The sequence below is a fragment of the Corynebacterium sp. HMSC078A10 genome (assembly GCF_001811565.1).
Classification (GTDB): Bacteria; Actinomycetota; Actinomycetes; order Mycobacteriales; family Mycobacteriaceae; genus Corynebacterium; species Corynebacterium hesseae.
In genome coordinates, this window is the sequence record NZ_KV805205.1 from 113,809 (window position 1) to 132,744 (window position 18,936).

Consider the following 18,936-nt stretch of genomic DNA (forward strand, 5'->3'; position numbering starts at 1 on the left):
ACCGAATTTGTCTACACCGCGCCACGGAAGCCGAGCTGGCGCCAGGCCTCGTACACGGCCGTCGACGCCGCGTTAGATAAATTCATCGAGCGCCTAGCCGGCATCATGGGGATGCGCACGCGTTCGGTGACACGCGGGTGGAAGGCATGCTCTTCCGGCAGGCCGGTGGGCTCGGTGCCGAAGAGGAGGACGTCCCCCTCCTGGTAGTCGATGTCCGTGAACCACTTATCTGTGTGGGTGGTGAAGGCGAAGACCCGCGCGCCGGGGAGGGCCTCCATGCAGGCGTCGAAGTCTTTGTGGATTTTGAGATCCGCCAGGTCGTGGTAGTCCAGGCCCGCGCGCTTGAGGTGTTTGTCCTCGAAGTTGAAGCCGAGCGGCTCGATGAGGTGCAGGCTCGCGCCCGTGACGGCGGCGGTGCGGATGGCGTTGCCGGTGTTGGTGGGGATCACGGGGTTGTCGAAGACGATGTGCAAGCTGCTCATGGGCATCAGTCTAGGATGGTGGGCATGAGCGCTACCAAACTAGATGGCAACTTGTACCGCGACGAGATTTTTGAGGACCTGGCCCAGCGCGTGGCCGTCCTCAAGGAGAAGGGGATTACCCCGGGACTGGCCACGGTCCTGGTGGGCGATGATCCGGGTTCGCATTCCTACGTGAAGATGAAGCACCGCGATTGCGAGAAGCTCGGAATCAATTCGATTCGCAAGGACCTGCCTGGCGACGTTACCCAGGAAGAACTCGAGCGCGTCATCGAAGAGCTCAACAATGACGATGCGTGCACCGGCTACATCGTGCAGCTGCCGCTGCCGAAGCACCTGGATGAAAACCGCGTGCTCGAGCTCATCGACCCGGCCAAGGACGCCGATGGCCTGCACCCGATCAACCTGGGCAAGCTGGTGCTCAACGAGGACGCCCCGCTGCCGTGCACGCCGAACGGTTGCATCCACCTGCTGCGCCGCTTCGGCGTGGAGCTCGATGGTGCCAAGGTCGTGGTCATCGGTCGCGGCGTGACCGTGGGCCGCCCAATTGGCCTGATGCTGACTCGCCGCAGCGAGAATTCCACGGTGACGCTGTGCCACACCGGCACCAAGGACTTGGCCGCGGAGACCCGTGAGGCCGATGTCATCATCGCGGCCGCTGGCAAGGCACACATGCTCACCGCCGACATGGTCAAGGAAGGTGCTGCGGTTCTCGACGTCGGCGTGTCCCGCGTTGACGGCAAACTCGCCGGCGACGTGGCTGAGGACGTGTGGGAGAAGGCCGGCTACGTTTCCCCGAACCCGGGCGGCGTGGGCCCGCTGACGCGCGCGTTCCTGGTGAGCAACATCGTCGAGCGCGCCGAAAAGCTCGCCGCTCAGTAGTGCGTGAAGTCGAGCGCTCGAGTAGTGAGTATGTCTGACCAACCAGCACAGCCGCGCGGGAAAACTGCGCCGCCGGTGTCTTTATCGAACCCGCACGATGCGCACCTGAAGCCCTCGGCGCTGCCGCCGGCTCTTCAGTGGTTGGCCATCGGCTTGTTCGTGGCGGCGGTTGTGGTGTCGGGCTTCTATGCCGTGTTCGAGCACTGGCGCCGCGCCACGCTGCTGCTGGGCGGGGCGCTGGTGTGGCTGACGGTGGTCCGCCTGACCTGCGATTCCTCGCGGGTCGGCGTGCTCGCGGTGCGCTCCCGGCGCTTCGACGCCTGCTTTACAGGCATCTTGGGCGCGGCGATGGTGTTCATGGCCTTTTCCATCGACGCGCTTGGATCGTAACGCGTTTGGCTCCCGGAAAGAGCCAAACGGCTTCTTAAATGTAATACTCGTCGCCCACGTACGCAGGGCCCACGTCTAAGCCATTTGGCGCCGAGAGCAGCAGGAAGTTGCGCAGGATACGGTTCATCTGCCGGGTCTCCGTCAGAAAAGCATCGTGGCCCACGGGTGAGACAATCTTGGCCATCGCCAGCAGCTGGTTGACGTTGCGGGAGATGTGCTCCTGCTGGTGATAGGGGTAGAGGATATCCGTGTCCACGCCCACCACCATCGTTGGTACCTGGGAGGCCGCCAACGCCTTGATGAGCCCGCCGCGCCCGCGGCCGACGTCATGCCGGTTCAGCGCCTCCGTGAGAACCACGTAGGAACCCGCATCGAAGCGCTCGGTGAGTTTCGCCCCCTGGTAATCCAGGTAGGAGTTCACCGCGAAACGCTGGTTCAGCTGGCGGTGCGGCCCCAAGGGATTCTCGCCTTGCTGTGCGGTAGCGCCGAAGCGCTCGTCGATTTCCTGCTCGCCGCGATACGTCAAGTGCGCGATACGGCGCGCCGCCGCCAGGCCATCCCGCGGAGTCTTGTCCGTGAGGTAGTAATTGCCGCCATGCCAAAACGGGTCGCGCTCAATGGCGGAAATCTGCGCGGATTGGATGCCAATCTGCCAGCCCGAAGCCCTGGCCGACACCGCAATCACACACACCGCCGACACGCTTTCCGGGTGCAGCAAGCTCCACTCCAGAGTCCGCGCCCCGCCCATCGAGCCGCCGAGCACCGCGTGCACACGCGAAATACCCAGCTCCTTCAAGCAGTCGTGCTCGGCCTCCACCAAGTCCCGAATCGACAGCGCCGGGAAGCGCCCGCCCCACGGCTTTCCATCCGGGTGCAGCGACTTTGGCCCCGTCGAGCCGTTGCAGCCACCCAGCGCATTGGTCGCGATAACGCACCAGCGCGTGGTGTCCAGGGCCTTGCCCGGGCCCACCAGGTCGGACCACCAGTCCGCCACGTTGGAATCCCCGGTCAGCGCGTGCTCGACCACCAAGACATTGTTGACGCCGTCCGGGTCGCCGGCGAAAGCGCCCCAGCGTTGGTAGGCCAGGGAGGCGTCGGCAAGCACGGCGCCTGCTTCGGTGGTGAAGTCACCGATGGGGACGACGGCGAGCTCGCCTTCGGGCGCGAGCTCCGGGATGGCGCTAACCAATGGCCGCGAACCCACGCTCGAGGTCGGCGATGATGTCGTTGACGTCCTCAATACCGACGGACAGGCGCACCGTGGCCTGCGTAATGCCCGCGGCCTTGAGCGCTGCCTCGTCGGACTGGGAGTGCGTGGTGGTCGCCGGGTGCACCACCAGGGAGCGGGTATCGCCGATGTTGGCCAGGTTCGAGTGCAGCTTCAGCGCATCGATAAACACCCACGCCTCATCGCGGCCGCCGTCGATGTCGAAGGAGAGCACGGAGCCGGTGTAGTCATAGCCCAGCTTCTCCTTGGTGGCCTTGTAAGGCGAGGACTCCAGGCCGGCGTAGTTGACCTTCGTGACCTTGGCGTGGGACTCCAGGTACTCGGCCACGGCCTGGGCGTTGGCATTGTGCTTCTCGACGCGCAACTGCAACGTCTCAATGCCATTCAGCGTCAGCCAGGCGTTGAATGGGGAGATGGCGGCACCCGTATCGCGCAGCAGGCCCGCACGCGCCTTGACGGCGAAGGCCGGTGCGCCCAGGTCGGCGTACTTGAGGCCGTGGTAGGCCTCGTCCGGGGTGACGAAGTAGGGGAAGACGGGCTCGCCGTCGCGCTCGACGGTCCAGTCGAAGGAGCCACCGTCGATGATGGCACCACCGATGGCGGAGCCGTTGCCGCTGTAGAACTTGGTGGTGGAGACCACGACGATGTCTGCGCCCAGCTCCAGCGGGCGGGCGAGCGCGCCGGTGGCGATGGTGTTATCCACGATGAGCGGGACCTGGTTCTTGTGGGCTACCTCGGCGATGGCGGGGATGTCGAGGACATCGGCGACTGGGTTGCCGAAGGTCTCGCCGTAAAAAGCCTTGGTGTTGGGCTGGACGGCGTCCTGCCAGGAGGCCGGGTCGTCGGGGTTCTCGACGAGGGTGACGTCAATGCCGAGGCGCTTCAAGGTCACGGTAAAGAGGGTGGAGGTGCCACCGTAGAGGCGCGGGGAGGTGACGATGTGGTCGCCGGCGGAGGCCAGGTTCAGGATGGCAGCGGTCTCGGCGGCCTGGCCGGAGGCGAAAGCCACGGCGGCCACGCCACCTTCGAGGGAAGCGAGGCGCTCCTCCAGCGCGTCCTGCGTGGGGTTGGTCAGGCGGGTATAAATCGGGCCGGCATCCGAGAGGTTGAAGCGGTTGGCGGCGTGCTCGGCGTCGTTGAAGACATACGAGGTGGTTTGGTAAATCGGCACGTTGCGTGCGTTGGTGGAGCCGTCCAGGTTCTGGCCGGCGTGGAGGGCGCGGGTGGCAAAGGACCACTCGTTGACTTTGGAATTATCGTATTTGGTGCTCATGTCAGGAAAGGCTAGACCAAGCGGTTCAGTGCCGTTAGTGGTTTTCTAGAAACCGCAGGCAAGCCCGAGAATAAAAATAGACCGAGCGGTTGGTTCGGCTTAGATTTCGATGCTTTCACCAACCCGCAGGCGCCGATAGCCGCTCACCCCGGCGCGTTGGAGCATGCCGTCGGTGATCTGCTTGCCGGCGTCGGAAAGCACGGCGTCATGGATGGGAACCGTAAGCCGCGCACCGATGCGCATGGCGTAATCCGCGGCATCCGCCCCGCGCACCCACGGGCCGGCGATGGGGAGCAGGAGCACGTCTACCGTGAGTCCTTCCGAGACAACCCACTGGTCGCCGGGGTGCAGCACGCCGCCGAAGAAATAACCCAGGTTCTCCGGGCGCGGGATATTGGGGTGGATCTCCTCGTGGAGGCCGCCCACCGCGTGAATCTCAAGGCCCAGAACTGTAAACGTCTCTCCAGCATGCACGATGGTGCCGGAGCCGAGGGCGTCGATAGCCTCCCGCGTTCCCCACACCGGCAGGCCGCTCCCGCGCACGGCATCGACGTCGAGGTGGTCACCGTGTGCGTGCGTGAGCAGCACCGCTTCGGCGCCTTCGAGGCAGCTCAGGTCAGAGAGGGGACCGGGGTCGATAACGATGCGACCCTGGGGTGCCTCGACGGCCACGGCGGATTGTCCATGCAGAGATAGCTTCATGATTCCCACGCTAGCCAAAAGTAAAGGAATACAGCGAGAGCCCTTCGCTTACTTCCAGCTCGATTGTTTCGGTGTGATTGTCAGGTTCCCGGACGAGATCCACCGTGCCGTCCTCGGTGATGTCAAAGGTGCGGACCGAACCATCGGCGTGATGCACGCGAACCGTTCCTTGCCCTGATGCCACGAGCTGTACCCGGGCGGCGCGGTAGTTCAGTCGCAGGCGCGCGTGAGGTCCGGCGGTGATGGGCTGGTCGGCCAGCGTCCACGTCCCGCCCAGCGAATATTGACCTAACGGCGGCTCGTTCATGGTGAACTGGTGCGTGCCGACGCGGTAGTCGGCGTTGGCGAAATACTGTGCGCGTGCGGTGCCGAGGTACGTCTCCGGCGAGCGCGGCGCGCTGTTCGCATCGGCGGTCTCGATTGGTTCGGGTAGCTCTATGCTGGGGTCGCGCTCGAGGAGAAGCTCACGAATGAGGCGCTCGGTCTCGGCGTAGTCGCCCTCGCCATGGTGGGATTGGCGCAGCATGCCGTGCTTGTCGACGACATAGTGCGCCGGCCAGTACCGATTCCCAAAGTTCTTCCACGTGGCGAAGTCATTGTCTTGCGCCACCGGGTATTCGATTCCTTGCTCGCGGGCCGCGCGGCGCACGTTGGCAGCCTCGTGCTCGAAAGCGTATTCCGGCGCGTGGATGCCGACGATGTCGAGGCCGTAGTCCTTGTAGTGCGCATAGAGCTTGGTCAGGTGCGTGTTGTTGCGCTGGCAGTTGATGCAGGCATAGGCCCAGAAATCGATGAGGGTGACCTTGCCAGAGGTACGCGGATCGACCGGCAGATCCGTGTTGAACCAGCCGGTCAACCCCGCGAACGCGGGCACTGGGGTTCCTTCGGCTGTTCGGGCGGCCTGCTCAACTGGGGTGGCGTCGGCGTTGATGCTGGGGAGCTTCTGCTGCAGCCAGGCGGGCGCGCCGAGTGAAATCGCACCAGCCATGGCGATAACTACCACTCCCGCGGTGATGCGCACCCCGCGCTGGTGGGAGCGGAAAGCATCGACGCGTTTGCCCACCTCGTTGCCGCCCAAAGCGAAGGCCAGCAGGGGGATGGCCACGCCGAGAGCGAAGGAGAGGCAGAGGGTGAGGATGTGGGCGTCGACAGTCCCAGTGGCGCCCGCCACGGAGATGGCGGCGAGTACAGGGCCGGCGCAGGGGACGAAGACAACCCCCATGGCCAAGCCGACGACGAACCCGCCTTTGCCGCGGGCCTTGGATTGCAAGCTGCCAGCTTTCGAGAGTTTCTGGAAAGGCCACTCAAGGATTTCTTGCACGCGGGGAAACACCATTCCCAGGCCCACGAGAACGAGCAGCGCGATTCCCACTTTCCACAGGATGTCGGCCGGCAGGCCCAGGGAATTGAGCAGCGTTGTGGCAAACAGCGTGACGAGGCTGAAACTTGTGACGAGTCCGCCCACGACCTGCCATGGCCGCCACCGTGAGCCGCCGCTAACGGCGAGGACCAGCGGCAAGACCGGCAAGATGCAGGGCGAGATGCCCGTGATAAGGCCACCGGTAAACCCGATGAACAGCGTTGATAGCATGCTGTACTCCTTCGCTTGGTGTGCGGTGTGGGTATGCAACTAGTTCGGAGCACGAGTGAAAAACGGATTGGTTTTAAATCCATCCAATCCGCATCGCGGGGCGGCTCCGAATAGTCAGATACAGGGCCCGGAAAAGCCGAGCCCCGATTGCTTGAAGAAGGAGCACCGAAATGAAGAAGCTTGTTACTGTCGCCGCTGCACTTGCTGTTGCCGCCAGTGGGTTGGTCGCCTGCAACGACAAGAAGGAAGACATGGACATGATGCCCAGCTCGGAGATGATGGCCCCGAGCGAGGAAATGACTAAGTAAAACTGCCATGTCCACCCCGCTGCTGGAGGTAAGCTCAACACCCGTGCCTGCGATGTCCCCCAATGAACACGAGCGGCTGAACCGCCTTTTGGTTCAGACCGCTTCCGCAGATAAGCATGCCTTCAGCGCGCTGTACGACGCCCTCGCACCCACCGTGTACAGCGTGTGCCTGAGCGTTCTGCGCAATCCCGCCTTAGCAGAGGAAGTTGCTCAAGACGTCTTCGTTGAGGTCTGGACCTCCGCCGCGAAGTTTGACCCGCGACGGGGGAATGCTCGCTCGTGGGTGGGCAGGTTGGCGCATGGGAGGGCCGTCGATAAGCTGCGCAGCCATGTGGCCGCAGTGCAGCGCGATGACCGCGACTCGAAGCTTGAGCACGCCACTTTTGCTGAGCCGATTGAAGACGAAGCCCTGAACAATGTGGAGGCTCACCTCCTGCGCCGGGCCGTCGTCGAGATTGGGGAGCCGCATTCCACCGCGGTGGCGCTCGCTTTTTTCGATGGCTTGACGCATGCTGAGCTGGCAGAATCAACGGGAGTACCGCTGGGTACGGCCAAGACGCGCGTGCGCGACGGTGTTAAGAAGCTAAAAGCGATTCTCGGAAGGGAGGGGCGATGAGCAACACGCATGAGTTTTCTGATGAGACTTTCGATGACTTCCTCGATTCCCTCCCCGAGGTCGAACCGCCGGTGCGAATGAAAGATGCCGTCTTTGCGGAAATTGACGGTGGCGAAGCTACCGAGGTCATCGAGCTTCCGCGCCGCCGTTGGCGGGCCTTCGTGGCGGTGCCGGCTGCGGCGGCGGTCCTCGTAGTAGGCATGGTTGCCGTGCCGCCCTTGTTGCAGTCCGATGACTCGCAGAATCAGACGAGCGATAGCGCGCGGGTAGAGGCTGAATCGCCCGGCGAGAAGTCGATGCACGCCATCATGGGGGCAGAGGATCTCATGCAGGGCAACGCCGATGCATCGGGTGCACAGCTGGATATCGTGTCTTCGGCGTCGATGGAGAAATCCGGCGCGATGGTGGATGGCCAGCCGCAGCTCGCCGATGGCATGGGCGCCCAGGTATGGGCAGTCAGCGCCGATGGCGGCATGGCTTCGGCGGGGGTCATCGGCCAGGACCCACACGATGGGGTATGGATGCCCTTCGACGGCGCGGCAGTCAAAGTCATGGTCACCGAGGAACCCGCAGGCGGCAGCGAGCAACCGACAGGCCGCACCCTCGCCACCGTTACTTTGGCCAGCGCTAGCTAGCCTTGTATGCGATAGGGCAGCTACGCGCCAGGCCAGCTACGTGTCAGCTAGTTAAAGCCTGCTTGACCAGCTCCAGCGCGGCGGCGAGTTCGACGTCGCTCAAATGCCCAAAGCCCAAGACCACGCCTTCCTCGGCGGGCGCGCCGCCCCAATAATCGCGCAGCGGGGTCAGCGTGAGGCCCAGATCGGCCGCGCGCTGGACGACGCCCTCCTCACACAACAACACCGCGTGGAGCCCGCCGTGGATGGGCAGAAGGGTAGCTGGGGTGTCTTCCAGCGCGGCTTGGACGAGGTCGCGGCGGCGCTTGTAGGCGCGGCGCATCCGCCCGGTATGTCGCCGCAGCGCACCGCTGGCCAGGTAGTTCGCCAGCGCCGCCTGGGGGATAGCGCCGACAGGCTGGCCGAAGACCTCCCGCACGCGGTCCACGCCCGCGCGCAAGCTCGGCGGCACCACGAGGTAGCCGCAGGCAATCGACGGCGAAATCACCGAGGAAAATGTGCCCAGCAACACCGTGTGTTCCGGAGCGAGCGCGGTCAGCGCGGGCAAGGGCTGGCCCACGTAGCGCAGCTCGGAATCGAAATCATCCTCGATGATGAGCACGTCATTGCCGCGCGCCCACTCGACGAGCTCCGCGCGCCGGGCAGCCGGCAGCGAACCGCCATAGGGGTGCTGGTGGGAGGGGGTGACGATGAGAACGTCGAGGTCAACGGTGGGGACGGTGACGCCGTGGGCGTCGGTGGGGACGTCGACAAGCGTGTGCCCCAAGGCCTGGGGGATGCGGCGCAGGCTGGGGTAGCCGGGGGATTCCACGCCCACGCGCAAATGGCCGCCCAGCGCGCGCAGCAGCACCGACAGCCCGTCGCGGGCGCCGGCGGTGATGACGACATAAGCCGGGTCGACGGTCAGCCCGCGCATGTGGCGCAGGTGCGCGGCCACCTCGCGGGGGAGATCGCCGGAAGGATCCACCGCGGCCTTGCGCCACGCCGCCCTCCATTCGGGGGTGATGATTCCGGCTGTATCGGGCAAACCGGGGGTCAACTCCACGCGCGGTGGGGCAGGGGAGGGCCGTGGCGCAGGATGAGGCTGCGGGGCGCGCCCGTGGGGCAGGTGCGGGTTGATGACGGTGCCCGATCCAACCGCCGCGGTCAGGTAGCCCTCGGCGGTGAGCTGTTCATAGGCGGTGACCACACTGCCTCGGGAAACGCCCAAATCGCGGGCTAGCGATCGCGTCGACGGAACTTGCTCGCCGGGCAGCAGAATGCCCGCCGCGACTTGGGTGCGGAGGGCTTCGGCGATCTGCACCGGCAGCGCGCGCGTATCAGATGGGTCGAGACGGAAAGACACGGCCCCATCATAAGTGGTCTAATTCAACACTCGGGAAATGGCTCTTGTCTTGGACCAATTTCCTGCGCCACTATGTGAGCCATGACTGAACAGAAGAATGAACAGGGACGCGCCACGACGCGCGTCAAGCGTGGACTGGCTGACATGCTCAAGGGTGGCGTCATCATGGACGTCGTTACCCCGGAGCAGGCACGAATTGCTGAAGACGCGGGTGCTTCCGCCGTCATGGCGCTGGAGCGCGTGCCGGCCGATATCCGCGCCCAGGGCGGCGTGGCCCGCATGTCCGATCCGGACCTCATCGAGGGCATCGTCAACGCCGTGTCCATCCCGGTGATGGCGAAGGCCCGCATCGGCCACTTCGTGGAGGCGCAGATTCTCGGCGAGCTGGGCGTGGACTTCATCGACGAGTCCGAGGTGCTCAGCCCCGCCGATTACGTCAACCACATCAACAAGTGGGATTTCGACGTGCCCTTCGTCTGCGGTGCTACCAACCTGGGCGAGGCCCTGCGCCGCATCACCGAGGGCGCGGCCATGATCCGCTCCAAGGGTGAGGCCGGCACTGGCGACGTCTCCGAGGCCGTCAAGCACCTGCGCACCATCAAGGGCGAAATCGCGCGCCTCCAGAACCTCGACCGCGACGAACTCTACGTGGCGGCCAAGGAGTTGCAGGCACCGTACGACCTGGTTGCTGAGGTTGCGGAGACCGGCAAGCTGCCGGTCGTGCTGTTCGTTGCTGGTGGTGTGGCTACGCCTGCCGACGCCGCCCTCGTCCGCCAAATGGGCGCCGAAGGCGTCTTCGTCGGCTCCGGCATCTTCAAGTCCGGCGAGCCCGCGAAGCGTGCGGAGGCCATCGTGAAGGCGGCGACCCTCTACGACCAACCGGCAGAGCTGGCTAAGATCAGCCGCGGCCTGGGCGAGGCCATGGTGGGCATCAACGTCAACGACATCCCCGCCCCGCACCGCCTGGCTGAGCGCGGCTGGTAGGACCTGTGCGCGCAAAGAACATAGAGTGCGCACAGGGCACGATGACGGCGGCGGACACGACGCGACCGCTCGTTGGCGTGCTCGCGCTGCAAGGCGGAGTGGAAGAGCACATCGCTGTGCTGGAGAGCCTCGGCGCTGCAACGCGCCGGGTGCGCCTGCCGCAGGATCTCGACGGGCTGGACGGAATCATTCTGCCGGGCGGCGAGTCGAGCACCATCGATAAGCTGGCGCGCTCTTTTGGCGTCGCTGAGCCGCTGCGCCGCGCCGTCGAAAATGGGCTGCCGGTCTTGGCCACCTGCGCGGGGCTCATCTACAGCGCCCGCGAGCTGGAAAACCCCGCCCCGGGCCAGCAGACGCTGGGGCTTATCGACGTCACCGTGCGCCGCAACGCCTTCGGAAACCAGCGCTTCTCCGAGGAGCGCACCGTGCCCGTCGCGATGCAAAGCCAGTGGTCCGGTGTAGGAGCCTCAGGAGTCGGCGAGCCTCTAGCCATCGAGGCGAGCTTCATTCGCGCGCCCATCGTTACCCGCGCGGGTGAGGGCGTCGAGGTCATCGCCACCGTGCCCCTCCCTGCACCTGACATTGTTTCCGGTGGCGAGGGAAGTGGTGTCGGGGCGCGAACTCGTCCTGCCGCAGGGCGCGAGGTGATTGTGGGCGTGCGCCAAGGATGCGTCACGGCGTTGAGCTTCCATCCGGAAGAAAACGGCGACTCGCGCCTCCACGCCGCGTGGCTCGCTTCCCTCGTTCGCTAACTAATTCTGCCCGGAAGCTCTTTCCTTAAATAACTATCGCTCAATAGTGATCTGGGATACATTGAGATGTGCCAGCTGAACACATCACGCCCAGAAAGGCACTTTGCCGTGAGCACACCCGCCCCTGAACAAGTCCGCGAAGATATCCGCTTCCTCGGCCGGGTGCTCGGCCGGGTCATCGCGCAGCAGGAAGGCGAGGACGTCTTCGAGCTCGTCGAATCGACCCGCCGCATGGCCTTCGACGTGGCGCACGGCGATGCAAAGCCCGAAGACCTCGTCGCCATCTTCCGCGATCTCGACATCACCAAGGTCAACCTCGTGGCCCGTGCATTCAGCTATTTCGCGCTCATCGCCAACCTCGTAGAGGATCTGGATGACGAGTCCGTTGAAGCGCCCGTCTCCTTGCGCAAGACATTCGCCAAGCTCAAGGAAGAAGGCGTCACGCCAACCGACGCCTCCTCCGTCATCCGCGGCGCGCACGTCGCCCCCGTTCTCACCGCGCACCCCACCGAAACCCGCCGCCGCACCGTCTTTGATACGCAAACCCGCATCAAGACTCTCCTCAAGAAATCACACCGCGGCGGCGACATGGCGGCAATCGAGAAAGAAATGTATCTGCGCATGACGCTGCTCTGGCAGACCGCGCTGATTCGCATCGCCCGCCCCACCCTCGAAGACGAGATTGACGTCGGCCTGCGCTATTACAAGCTGTCGCTGCTCGACCAGGTCCCTGCCCTCAACCGCGCCATTCGCCACGCCATGCGTGAGACCTTTGGCCAGCAGCTTCCCGATTCCCCCGTCGTCCGCCCCGGCTCCTGGATTGGCGGCGACCATGACGGCAACCCGTACGTCGACGAGCACACCCTGACCTATGCCACCCGCAAGGCCGCGGCGACGGTGCTGCAGTACTACGCCGACGAGCTCGGCGAGCTGGAGCGCGAGCTCTCCCTATCAGACCGCTATTCCTCCAGCTCCAAAGAGCTGGGCGCGCTTGCCGACGCCTCCCACAACGACGAAAAATCCCGCGTCGACGAACCCTACCGCCGGGCCATCTTCGGCATCCGGAAGAAGGTGCTGGCGAGGTTGGAAGGGGAGGCGTCGCCAAGCGCCTATGCGTCGCCGGAGGAACTCAAACGTGACCTGGACGTGATCGACCGCTCGCTGCGCCAGTTCAATGACGACATCATCGCCGATGACCGCTTGGCTCGATTGCGCTCGGCGGTAACCACGTTTGGATTCCATCTTTCGACGCTGGACATGCGCCAGAATTCGGAGTCCTTCGAGAACGTCCTCACCGAGATTTTCGCCGCGGCTACCATCACCCCGGACTACCGCGCGCTGGGGGAGGAGGAGAAGGTCGCGCTGCTCGTGCGCGAGCTGCAGACCAATCGGCCGCTGCTTTTCCCCGGTGCTGAGAAGGAATTCACCGAGGATACCGCGAAGGAGCTGGGCATCTTCCGTGCGGCGGCGCGCGCTGTGCGGGACTTTGGGCCGGAGTCGGTGTCGCATTGCATCATCTCCATGACGGGAACGGTCTCCGACATTCTGGAGCCGATGGTGCTACTCAAGGAGGTGGGACTGAGCGAGGTCGATGTGGTGCCGCTGTTTGAAACCATCGAGGATCTGAAGGCCGGCGCCGGCATCCTGGAGAAGCTGTGGCAGGTGCCCGTGTACCGCGAGCATCTGCGCTCGCGCGGGGATGTCCAAGAGGTGATGTTGGGGTATTCGGATTCCAACAAGGACGGCGGTTATTTGCAGGCGAACTGGGCGCTGTACGACGCCGAACTGGCCCTCGTTGAGCTCTGCGCGCGCCACGGCGTGGAGTTGCGGCTGGCGCATGGTCGCGGCGGGGCGGTGGGCCGCGGTGGTGGCCCGACGTATGACGCGATTTTGGCGCAGCCGAAGGGCGCGGTGTCGGGTTCGGTGCGTATCACCGAGCAGGGAGAGGTGATTTCTGCGAAGTATGGTGCGCCGGAGACTGCGCGCCGCCACTTGGAGGCGTTTGTTTCCGGAGCGCTGGAGGCATCGTTGTTGGATACCGAGCCCATTACGGATCCGGAGCGCGCCTACGAGATCATGCGCGAGCTGGCGGCGTTGAGTGGCGTGGCCTACCGCCAGCTTGTCGACGACCCCGGGTTCATCACCTACTTCACCCAGTCCACCCCGCTGCACGAGATTGGCGAGCTCAACCTGGGCTCGCGCCCGACCTCGCGCAAGCAGACCACCGCGATTACGGATTTGCGTGCGATTCCCTGGGTGCTGTCGTGGTCACAATCCCGCACCAACATTCCGGGCTGGTTCGGCGTGGGCAGCGCGGTGACGGCGTGGGTTCAGCAACCTTCTGGAGGATCGACAGCCTCCGGAGGTGCAGCAAGAGCGGTAGATGCCACAGCGGATGTAGCAGCGACCGAGAAGGCTGGAGCAGATACCGGAGCTGGAGAAGAGAAGCGCTGGGAGGAGCTGCGCGAGCTGTACCGTACGTGGCCCTTCTTCCGCTCCGTGTTTGCCAACATGGCGCAGGTCATGGCCAAGGCGGAGATGCAGCTGGCGCGCCTGTACGCCAACTTGGTCGACGACAAGGGCACCGCAGACCGTATCTTTGGCCTGATATCCGAGGAATTTGAGCGCACCCGCGAGGTCTACCTTAAGGTCACCGGCAACGCAGAGTTGGTCAGTGAGAACCAGCGCCAAGCACGTTCACTCAAGCGGCGCTATCCTTACCTGCTTCCGCTCAACGCCGTCCAGTTGGAGTTGCTGCGCCGCTACCGCCGCGGCGATGACCAGTTCCTAGTGTCCAAGACCATCCAGGTCACGATGAACGGGCTAGCCACCGCGCTGCGCAACGCCGGCTAAACCGCCCGCCCGCCCGGCCAACCGGCACGGCCAAAATTCCTGCAGGACAGGCTTGAGCGGATGATCAGTTCCATGAGGTAAGCCGGCACACCGAATGCCCCGCGAGGAGGTGATTTCCTGCGGGGTTCGGTTCAATCATGCACCTTGCCCGGCTTTACGCTGCCAAGATGAGTGCTGCCAAGCTGGGCGCTGCCAAGGTGGGCGTGGTGGCTAGTTGAAGGCGCTGGTGAAGACTGGCGAGGCGTCGTATGGCGGGATCCATGCCACCCGCCCGCCGATGCGATCCATGCGGCCGCGTGAGGGCGGGGCATCGGGATCATCGTCGTTGACCCCGTTGTGGTACGGACACAGCGGCACCAGGTTGAGGATGTTGGTGGGCCCGCCGCGGGCCCAAGCCTTGATGTGGTGAATCTGGCACTTCTCAAAGGGAACCTTGCAGCCCTCCCAGGCGCAGCAGGGATTCTCCGCGGCCAAGGCGAGACGCTGCTTGGCGGTGGCGAAGCGCTGGAAGCGGAAGACATCGAGCGGACCGTGTTCGCGGCTGACTGCCACGATAACCCCCTTGTCCAGCAAAGCGCGCTCCACCAGCTGCGAGCCGGTCATCGTCGCGCCACTGGTGGTGCGGACGATGAACTCCTCGCCGTCCTTGTCGGTATTGCCCTTGAGCAGCTCGGCGTAGTCATCGAGCTGCAGGACCGCTATGGTGGCAACCTCAGTCTTGACGACGCCGCCCTCCAGATTTTCGAGGAAGCTCTCGCCGGGGCGTTCCTGGTCGATACCCTCAAATACGCCCGTCAGCTGGAGCGAGTCCGCCGTCACCGTGAGCGTGGCCAGGCCGTTGCCATGCTGGGTGAGCTTGGCGCGCTCGGCATACGTGCGGGGCTTGCGCATTTGACGCAGGCGCTTGCGCGCTACCTTTTCCACCAGCTCCGCGCTGGTCTGGCACAGTTCCACGCGCAAATCCCATGCTTTGTTGTGGTCCCGAACTTTGGCCACGAAGTGCTCGATAAGCTGCAAGGTCACCAGCCCGTGTCCCCGCCGGCGCGCGGCTTCGACCGCCGTGCGCTGCTTCTTCGTCGATGAGGTGTGCCCGAAGTAGGTGTGGTGGAGGGAGAGGAACACGGTGGCGTCGGCAGGCGCGGCGCCGAGGGCGACTAGGTCAGCTTCAGACAGACCCGCGCACTCGGCCACCAAGTCAATGGCGCGGCCGAGGGCGGCGAAGAAGGTCTGCAATCTCATACCCCGCAGCCTAAAAGCACCCCATCCCGCCGCCAAGCCCCGAACTAGCCATCCGACGAAATCTGTGGATAACTAGTCGGCACTAGGCCCCGGCGAGACCGCGGCGCTTGAGCAGCGGCGCGACGTCCTTGTCGCGGCCGCGGAACTCGCGGTAAGCCTCCGTGAAGTCGCGGGACGCGCCCTTCGACAGAATGACATCGCGGAACTTCTGACCGGCCTCGCGGAGGTCGGTTTGCTCCTTGAACCACTCGAAACCATCGGCGTCGAGCGCCTCGGCCCAGAGATAGGAGTAGTAGCCCGCCGAGTAGCCGCCGGCAAAGATGTGGTTGAAGTACGTCGAGCGATAGCGCGGCGCGATGAGCTCGTTGTCCAGCCCGGCCGCGCGCAGGGCCTCGGCCTCAAACTCGGCGACGGCCTCCGGGGTGGCCTCCAACTTGGCAGCCTCGGCAGCACTCAGGGAATGCCATGCGAGGTCGATGATCGATGCCCCCAGATACTCCGAGGTGGCGAATCCCTGGCCGAATTCGGAGGCGGCGGAGATGGCAGCGAGAAGCTCGTCCGGAATAGGTTCGCCGGTCTCCACGTGGCGGGCGTATTCCTTGACCAGTCTCTCATCGAGCGCCCAGTTCTCGTTGATCTGCGAGGGGAACTCCACCCAGTCGCGCGGGACGTTGGTGCCGGCGAAGGTGGGGTAGCGGACGTCGGAAAGCAGGCCGTGCAGGGCGTGGCCGAATTCGTGGAAGACGGTGCGGACCTCGTCCATGTTTAGCAGCGGCTGCGAGCCGTCGGCGGGCTTGGTGATGCCCATGACGTTGACGATGACCGGCTTGCGCTCCAGCAGCCGGGATTGGCCCACGAACTCGCTCATCCACGCGCCGCCGCGCTTGGTGGGGCGCCCGAAGTAGTCAGTAAGAAGAAGGCCGATCCCCTTACTCTCGTGATTGACGTCTCTGTCAATCACCTCCCAGACGCGAACCCCCTCCGCGTAGCCCTCGAGGTCATCGCGTGGGGTGACGGTGATGCCGTAGAGGCGCTCGGCGGCGGCGAAGACACCCTTCTCCAGGACCTGGTCCAGCGGGAAGTACTTGCGCAGTTCTTCCTCATCGAGGGAGAAGTCGCGGGCGCGGACCTTGGATTCCCAATAAGGCCAGTCCGCGGCGCTAAAACCTTGACCGTTAAGCGTTGCTTCCTCCGCGAGGAGTTTCTGCTCGCCTTCGGCGTTGGCCGCGGCGGCGGGGGCGAGGTCGAAGAGCATGGTGCGGGCGGCGTCGGCAGTCGCGGCGGTTTCCTCGGCGATGACGTAGTCGGCATGCGTGGCAAAGCCCAGCAGCTCGGCGCGCTCGGCGCGCAGCTGGACGGCCTCGATGAGACCCGGGATGTTGTTCTCGGAGCCTCTGCTTGCCGACGCCCCATACAACCTCCCCCTCGCATCCTCCCGCGCCAGACGGCTCAGCTCGGACTGCACGGTCGGCAGCTCCAGCGGGATGACATAGCCCTCGCGGCCTATCGCCTCGGCGTCGGCCTTGGCGGAGGCGATGCGCTCGGCGGGCAGGCCCTCGAGTTCTTCCTCGGTGAAGGAGACCGCGCGCTCGCGGGTAGACGCCATGAGGTTGCGGCCGAATTCTTCAGAGAGCGCGGAGAGGCGCTGGTTGATCTCGGACAGGCGGGCCTTGCCAGCCGCGTCGAGGTCGGCGCCCTTGCGGGCAAAGGTGCGCAGGAGGTGGTCGTGGAGGCGCTGGCCTTCGGCGTCGTCGGCAGGCGGCGTGGCCTCCTTGATGCGCGCGTAGAGCACCTCGTTCTGGTAGATCGCGTCATAGTGCGCGGACAAGCGCGGGTAGATGTCGGCGGCGATCTCCTCCATCTCCTCGGTGACGTCCGTGCCGGAGAGGTTGCCAAAGACCGCCATAACGCGGTCGAGGTCCTGCCCGGAGCGCTCGAGCGCCTCCACCGTGTTTTCCCACGTGGGGGCGGCGGGGTTGTCGGTGATGGAGGCGATCTCGGCGTCGTGAAGCGAGAGTGCCTCGTCGAAGGCGGGGCGGTAGTGCTCGACCTTGATCTTCGCAAACGGCGGGAGCTGGTAGGGCAGCGTGGAGGGAGTCAGCAGTGGGTTAGTCATAAGAAACTACCGTACCTAATAAGCTCCGCCCTATGTGATCGCTTTCACTAAACTATCCGACCGGGACCGGCGTGCGTTCCTTGCGCTGGGTTGTGGCACGGTTCACCAGAATGACATCGAGAACCAGGAAAGCTGCCAAGGTGATTCCTAAGAGCGGCAGGAAGACTCCGGCGGTGGCGGCGAATAGCGCGCCCAACCCTGTGGCGGCCCAGGAAAAGTGGGCAGTCGGGAGGAAGCGTGGGCGGCGTTTCCACCACATGTAGTAGCCCAGCACCACCAGCGCGGCGGTGGCCAGCCCCAGTGCGAGCAGTGCAATCTGCAGTGGCAGCCCGAACATGATGCCCATGTGCAGGTAGATGCCCCAGCTGCTGAGCTTGCTAAACAGCGGCAGGCTGGAGAAAGGCTGCCGGTCGATGACCTCTCCGGTGGCGCCATCCACCGAGAGCGCATCGGAGGTGGTGCGCCATTCCACCCACCGTTCGCTGACCTGCCAGGCGGAGTGGGCATCCTCCGGCGGGTACAGGCGCAGCGGTCCGGTCAGCCCCTCGGCGCGGCCGGTGGCGAGGACGCGCTCGGCGTCGGCAGCCACGCTCGCGCTTGACGACGCTCCATGCCCTTCATGGCCTTCATGCCCGGTGTGCTCATGCGTTTCAGTGGTGGTGCCGTGCAGGGCGGTGTTGATGGGAGTGGCTTTCCAGTGCATGCGCTCGACGAGGGAATCGACGTTCCCGCCGGCCAGACCGGACCAGGTGATGCCGGTGGCAGAGAGGCCAAGCAGACCGATGAAGATCCACGCGCCAACAGTGGAGTGCAGGCGAGTGGCCTTCCAGCGGGCAGAGTGCTTAGGCTGCTGCTGTGCGGCGTTCGCGGTTGCTTTGTTCTTCGGGCGGCGGCGAATCCACCACATGTAGAGGCCTCCACAGGCCATGACCCACAACCACGAAGCGGCTAGCTCCGAGTAGAGCTCACCGACCTTGCCCAGGTGGAAGCTTTCGTGCAGGGAGGAAATCCAACGGCGCAGCGGCATCTCGCCTAGGCCCGAGTAGGTGGGGTAGTCCCCGATGACCTTGGCGGTTGCGGGGTTGATGAAGACGGTGCGCTGCAGGCTCTCGTCGATGCTTTCATCGGAGACCAGCACGCGCGTGGAATCCGTCGGTGTCGTGGCCGGCCAGACCTGAGTGACCGGCATGTCAGGGTGCTCGTGCTGTGCGGCCTGGATTTGTTCCTCCAGGCTCAGCGGATTCTCCACGGTAGGCACCGTCAATACGTCGTGGTAGACCACTTTCTCCAGGGAGGGCGCCACGGCATAAAGACAGCCGGTCAATGCCGCGATGAGGATGAAGGGGCCGACGAACATGCCGCCATAAAAGTGGATGCGTTGAATGAAGGATCGCAGAGCCGTCCGACTCATAAGTAGTGCTCTTTCGGGGTCTATTGATTAGGGCCTCTGCTGAACGTTCGCGGGGCGTTCAGGAGGGGCGATGGACAGGTGCTGATATCAACTGCACTAGTAGTCGGAGGCGAGGGTTTCTCGGTTCCCAGG

General features: G+C 64.6%; 17 protein-coding genes. 8 read left to right on the top strand and 9 right to left on the bottom strand.

All coding sequences use genetic code 11. The annotated features are described in order from the left end of the window. Positions 1–11: 11 nt before the first annotated feature. The gene (locus tag HMPREF2808_RS06695; RefSeq protein WP_070521448.1) at positions 12–482 is read right to left on the bottom strand and encodes a tRNA (cytidine(34)-2'-O)-methyltransferase; all 471 of its coding nucleotides are present in this window, start codon (positions 480–482) and stop codon (positions 12–14) included. A 24-nt stretch (positions 483–506) separates the two neighbouring features. Here HMPREF2808_RS06695 and HMPREF2808_RS06700 point away from each other — a divergent pair, with 24 nt between their 5' ends. Further along, a complete protein-coding gene (locus HMPREF2808_RS06700) occupies positions 507–1,361 on the top strand; it encodes a bifunctional methylenetetrahydrofolate dehydrogenase/methenyltetrahydrofolate cyclohydrolase (protein ID WP_070624302.1) in 855 nt (284 codons plus the stop codon). Positions 1,362–1,436: 75 nt separating this feature from the next. Further along, on the top strand, positions 1,437–1,751 hold the full coding sequence (locus HMPREF2808_RS06705) for a DUF3017 domain-containing protein (protein ID WP_046648384.1): 315 nt from the start codon (positions 1,437–1,439) through the stop codon (positions 1,749–1,751). A gap of 34 nt (positions 1,752–1,785) precedes the next feature. Here the strand turns inward: HMPREF2808_RS06705 and HMPREF2808_RS06710 are convergent, their stop codons facing one another. The 4 genes from HMPREF2808_RS06710 to HMPREF2808_RS06725 form a co-directional block, all read right to left on the bottom strand. Further along, positions 1,786–2,940: a homoserine O-acetyltransferase MetX gene (locus HMPREF2808_RS06710; RefSeq protein ID WP_232755591.1), complete on the bottom strand. Its 1,155-nt coding sequence runs from the start codon at positions 2,938–2,940 to the stop codon at positions 1,786–1,788. Next, the gene (locus HMPREF2808_RS06715) at positions 2,933–4,252 is read right to left on the bottom strand and encodes an O-acetylhomoserine/O-acetylserine sulfhydrylase (RefSeq protein ID WP_070521440.1); all 1,320 of its coding nucleotides are present in this window, start codon (positions 4,250–4,252) and stop codon (positions 2,933–2,935) included. Before HMPREF2808_RS06715 ends, HMPREF2808_RS06710 begins: the two co-directional genes overlap by 8 nt. A 99-nt stretch (positions 4,253–4,351) precedes the next feature. Then, positions 4,352–4,954, bottom strand: coding sequence for an MBL fold metallo-hydrolase (locus HMPREF2808_RS06720; RefSeq protein WP_070521612.1), 603 nt, complete (start codon positions 4,952–4,954; stop codon positions 4,352–4,354). A gap of 10 nt (positions 4,955–4,964) precedes the next feature. Further along, positions 4,965–6,545, bottom strand: coding sequence for a cytochrome c biogenesis protein CcdA (locus tag HMPREF2808_RS06725; RefSeq protein ID WP_070597151.1), 1,581 nt, complete (start codon positions 6,543–6,545; stop codon positions 4,965–4,967). 170 nt (positions 6,546–6,715) lie between these two features. On the opposite strand from HMPREF2808_RS06725, the gene HMPREF2808_RS13505 reads away from it, so the two are divergent. Genes HMPREF2808_RS13505 through HMPREF2808_RS06735 form a run of 3 tightly spaced genes read left to right on the top strand, consistent with a single transcriptional unit; the run spans position 6,716 to position 8,104 of the window. Beyond that, positions 6,716–6,853, top strand: a complete 138-nt coding sequence (locus tag HMPREF2808_RS13505) for a hypothetical protein (RefSeq protein ID WP_167595548.1) — start codon at positions 6,716–6,718, stop codon at positions 6,851–6,853. Between the two features lie 7 nt (positions 6,854–6,860). Continuing rightward, positions 6,861–7,469 (top strand): sigma-70 family RNA polymerase sigma factor, encoded by a 609-nt coding sequence (locus HMPREF2808_RS06730; RefSeq protein ID WP_070597152.1) that lies wholly within the window; start codon positions 6,861–6,863, stop codon positions 7,467–7,469. Next, positions 7,466–8,104 (top strand): anti-sigma factor, encoded by a 639-nt coding sequence (locus HMPREF2808_RS06735; RefSeq protein ID WP_070521432.1) that lies wholly within the window; start codon positions 7,466–7,468, stop codon positions 8,102–8,104. Before HMPREF2808_RS06730 ends, HMPREF2808_RS06735 begins: the two co-directional genes overlap by 4 nt. A 43-nt stretch (positions 8,105–8,147) precedes the next feature. On the opposite strand, the gene HMPREF2808_RS06740 is transcribed toward HMPREF2808_RS06735, so the two are convergent. Continuing rightward, entirely contained in the window at positions 8,148–9,449 is a 1,302-nt protein-coding gene (locus HMPREF2808_RS06740) for a MocR-like pyridoxine biosynthesis transcription factor PdxR (RefSeq protein WP_070624303.1), read from the bottom strand. Between the two features lie 81 nt (positions 9,450–9,530). Between HMPREF2808_RS06740 and pdxS the strand changes: the two genes are divergently transcribed. The 3 genes from pdxS to ppc all read left to right on the top strand — a co-directional run bounded on the left by pdxS (position 9,531) and on the right by ppc (position 14,038). Next, positions 9,531–10,433 (top strand): pyridoxal 5'-phosphate synthase lyase subunit PdxS, encoded by a 903-nt coding sequence (gene pdxS / locus HMPREF2808_RS06745; RefSeq protein ID WP_070521426.1) that lies wholly within the window; start codon positions 9,531–9,533, stop codon positions 10,431–10,433. A gap of 41 nt (positions 10,434–10,474) precedes the next feature. After that, positions 10,475–11,185 (top strand): pyridoxal 5'-phosphate synthase glutaminase subunit PdxT, encoded by a 711-nt coding sequence (gene pdxT, locus HMPREF2808_RS06750; protein ID WP_070564937.1) that lies wholly within the window; start codon positions 10,475–10,477, stop codon positions 11,183–11,185. A 66-nt stretch (positions 11,186–11,251) separates the two neighbouring features. Next, entirely contained in the window at positions 11,252–14,038 is a 2,787-nt protein-coding gene (gene ppc / locus HMPREF2808_RS06755; RefSeq protein ID WP_210386958.1) for a phosphoenolpyruvate carboxylase, read from the top strand. 210 nt (positions 14,039–14,248) lie between these two features. On the opposite strand, the gene HMPREF2808_RS06760 is transcribed toward ppc, so the two are convergent. The 3 genes from HMPREF2808_RS06760 to HMPREF2808_RS06770 all read right to left on the bottom strand — a co-directional run bounded on the left by HMPREF2808_RS06760 (position 14,249) and on the right by HMPREF2808_RS06770 (position 18,804). Beyond that, positions 14,249–15,277, bottom strand: coding sequence for an HNH endonuclease signature motif containing protein (locus HMPREF2808_RS06760; RefSeq protein WP_083299225.1), 1,029 nt, complete (start codon positions 15,275–15,277; stop codon positions 14,249–14,251). Positions 15,278–15,359: 82 nt separating this feature from the next. Further along, on the bottom strand, positions 15,360–17,393 hold the full coding sequence (locus HMPREF2808_RS06765; protein ID WP_070564931.1) for a M3 family metallopeptidase: 2,034 nt from the start codon (positions 17,391–17,393) through the stop codon (positions 15,360–15,362). Between the two features lie 52 nt (positions 17,394–17,445). Further along, the gene (locus HMPREF2808_RS06770; protein ID WP_070564928.1) at positions 17,446–18,804 is read right to left on the bottom strand and encodes a PepSY-associated TM helix domain-containing protein; all 1,359 of its coding nucleotides are present in this window, start codon (positions 18,802–18,804) and stop codon (positions 17,446–17,448) included. Between the last annotated feature and the right edge of the window lie 132 nt (positions 18,805–18,936).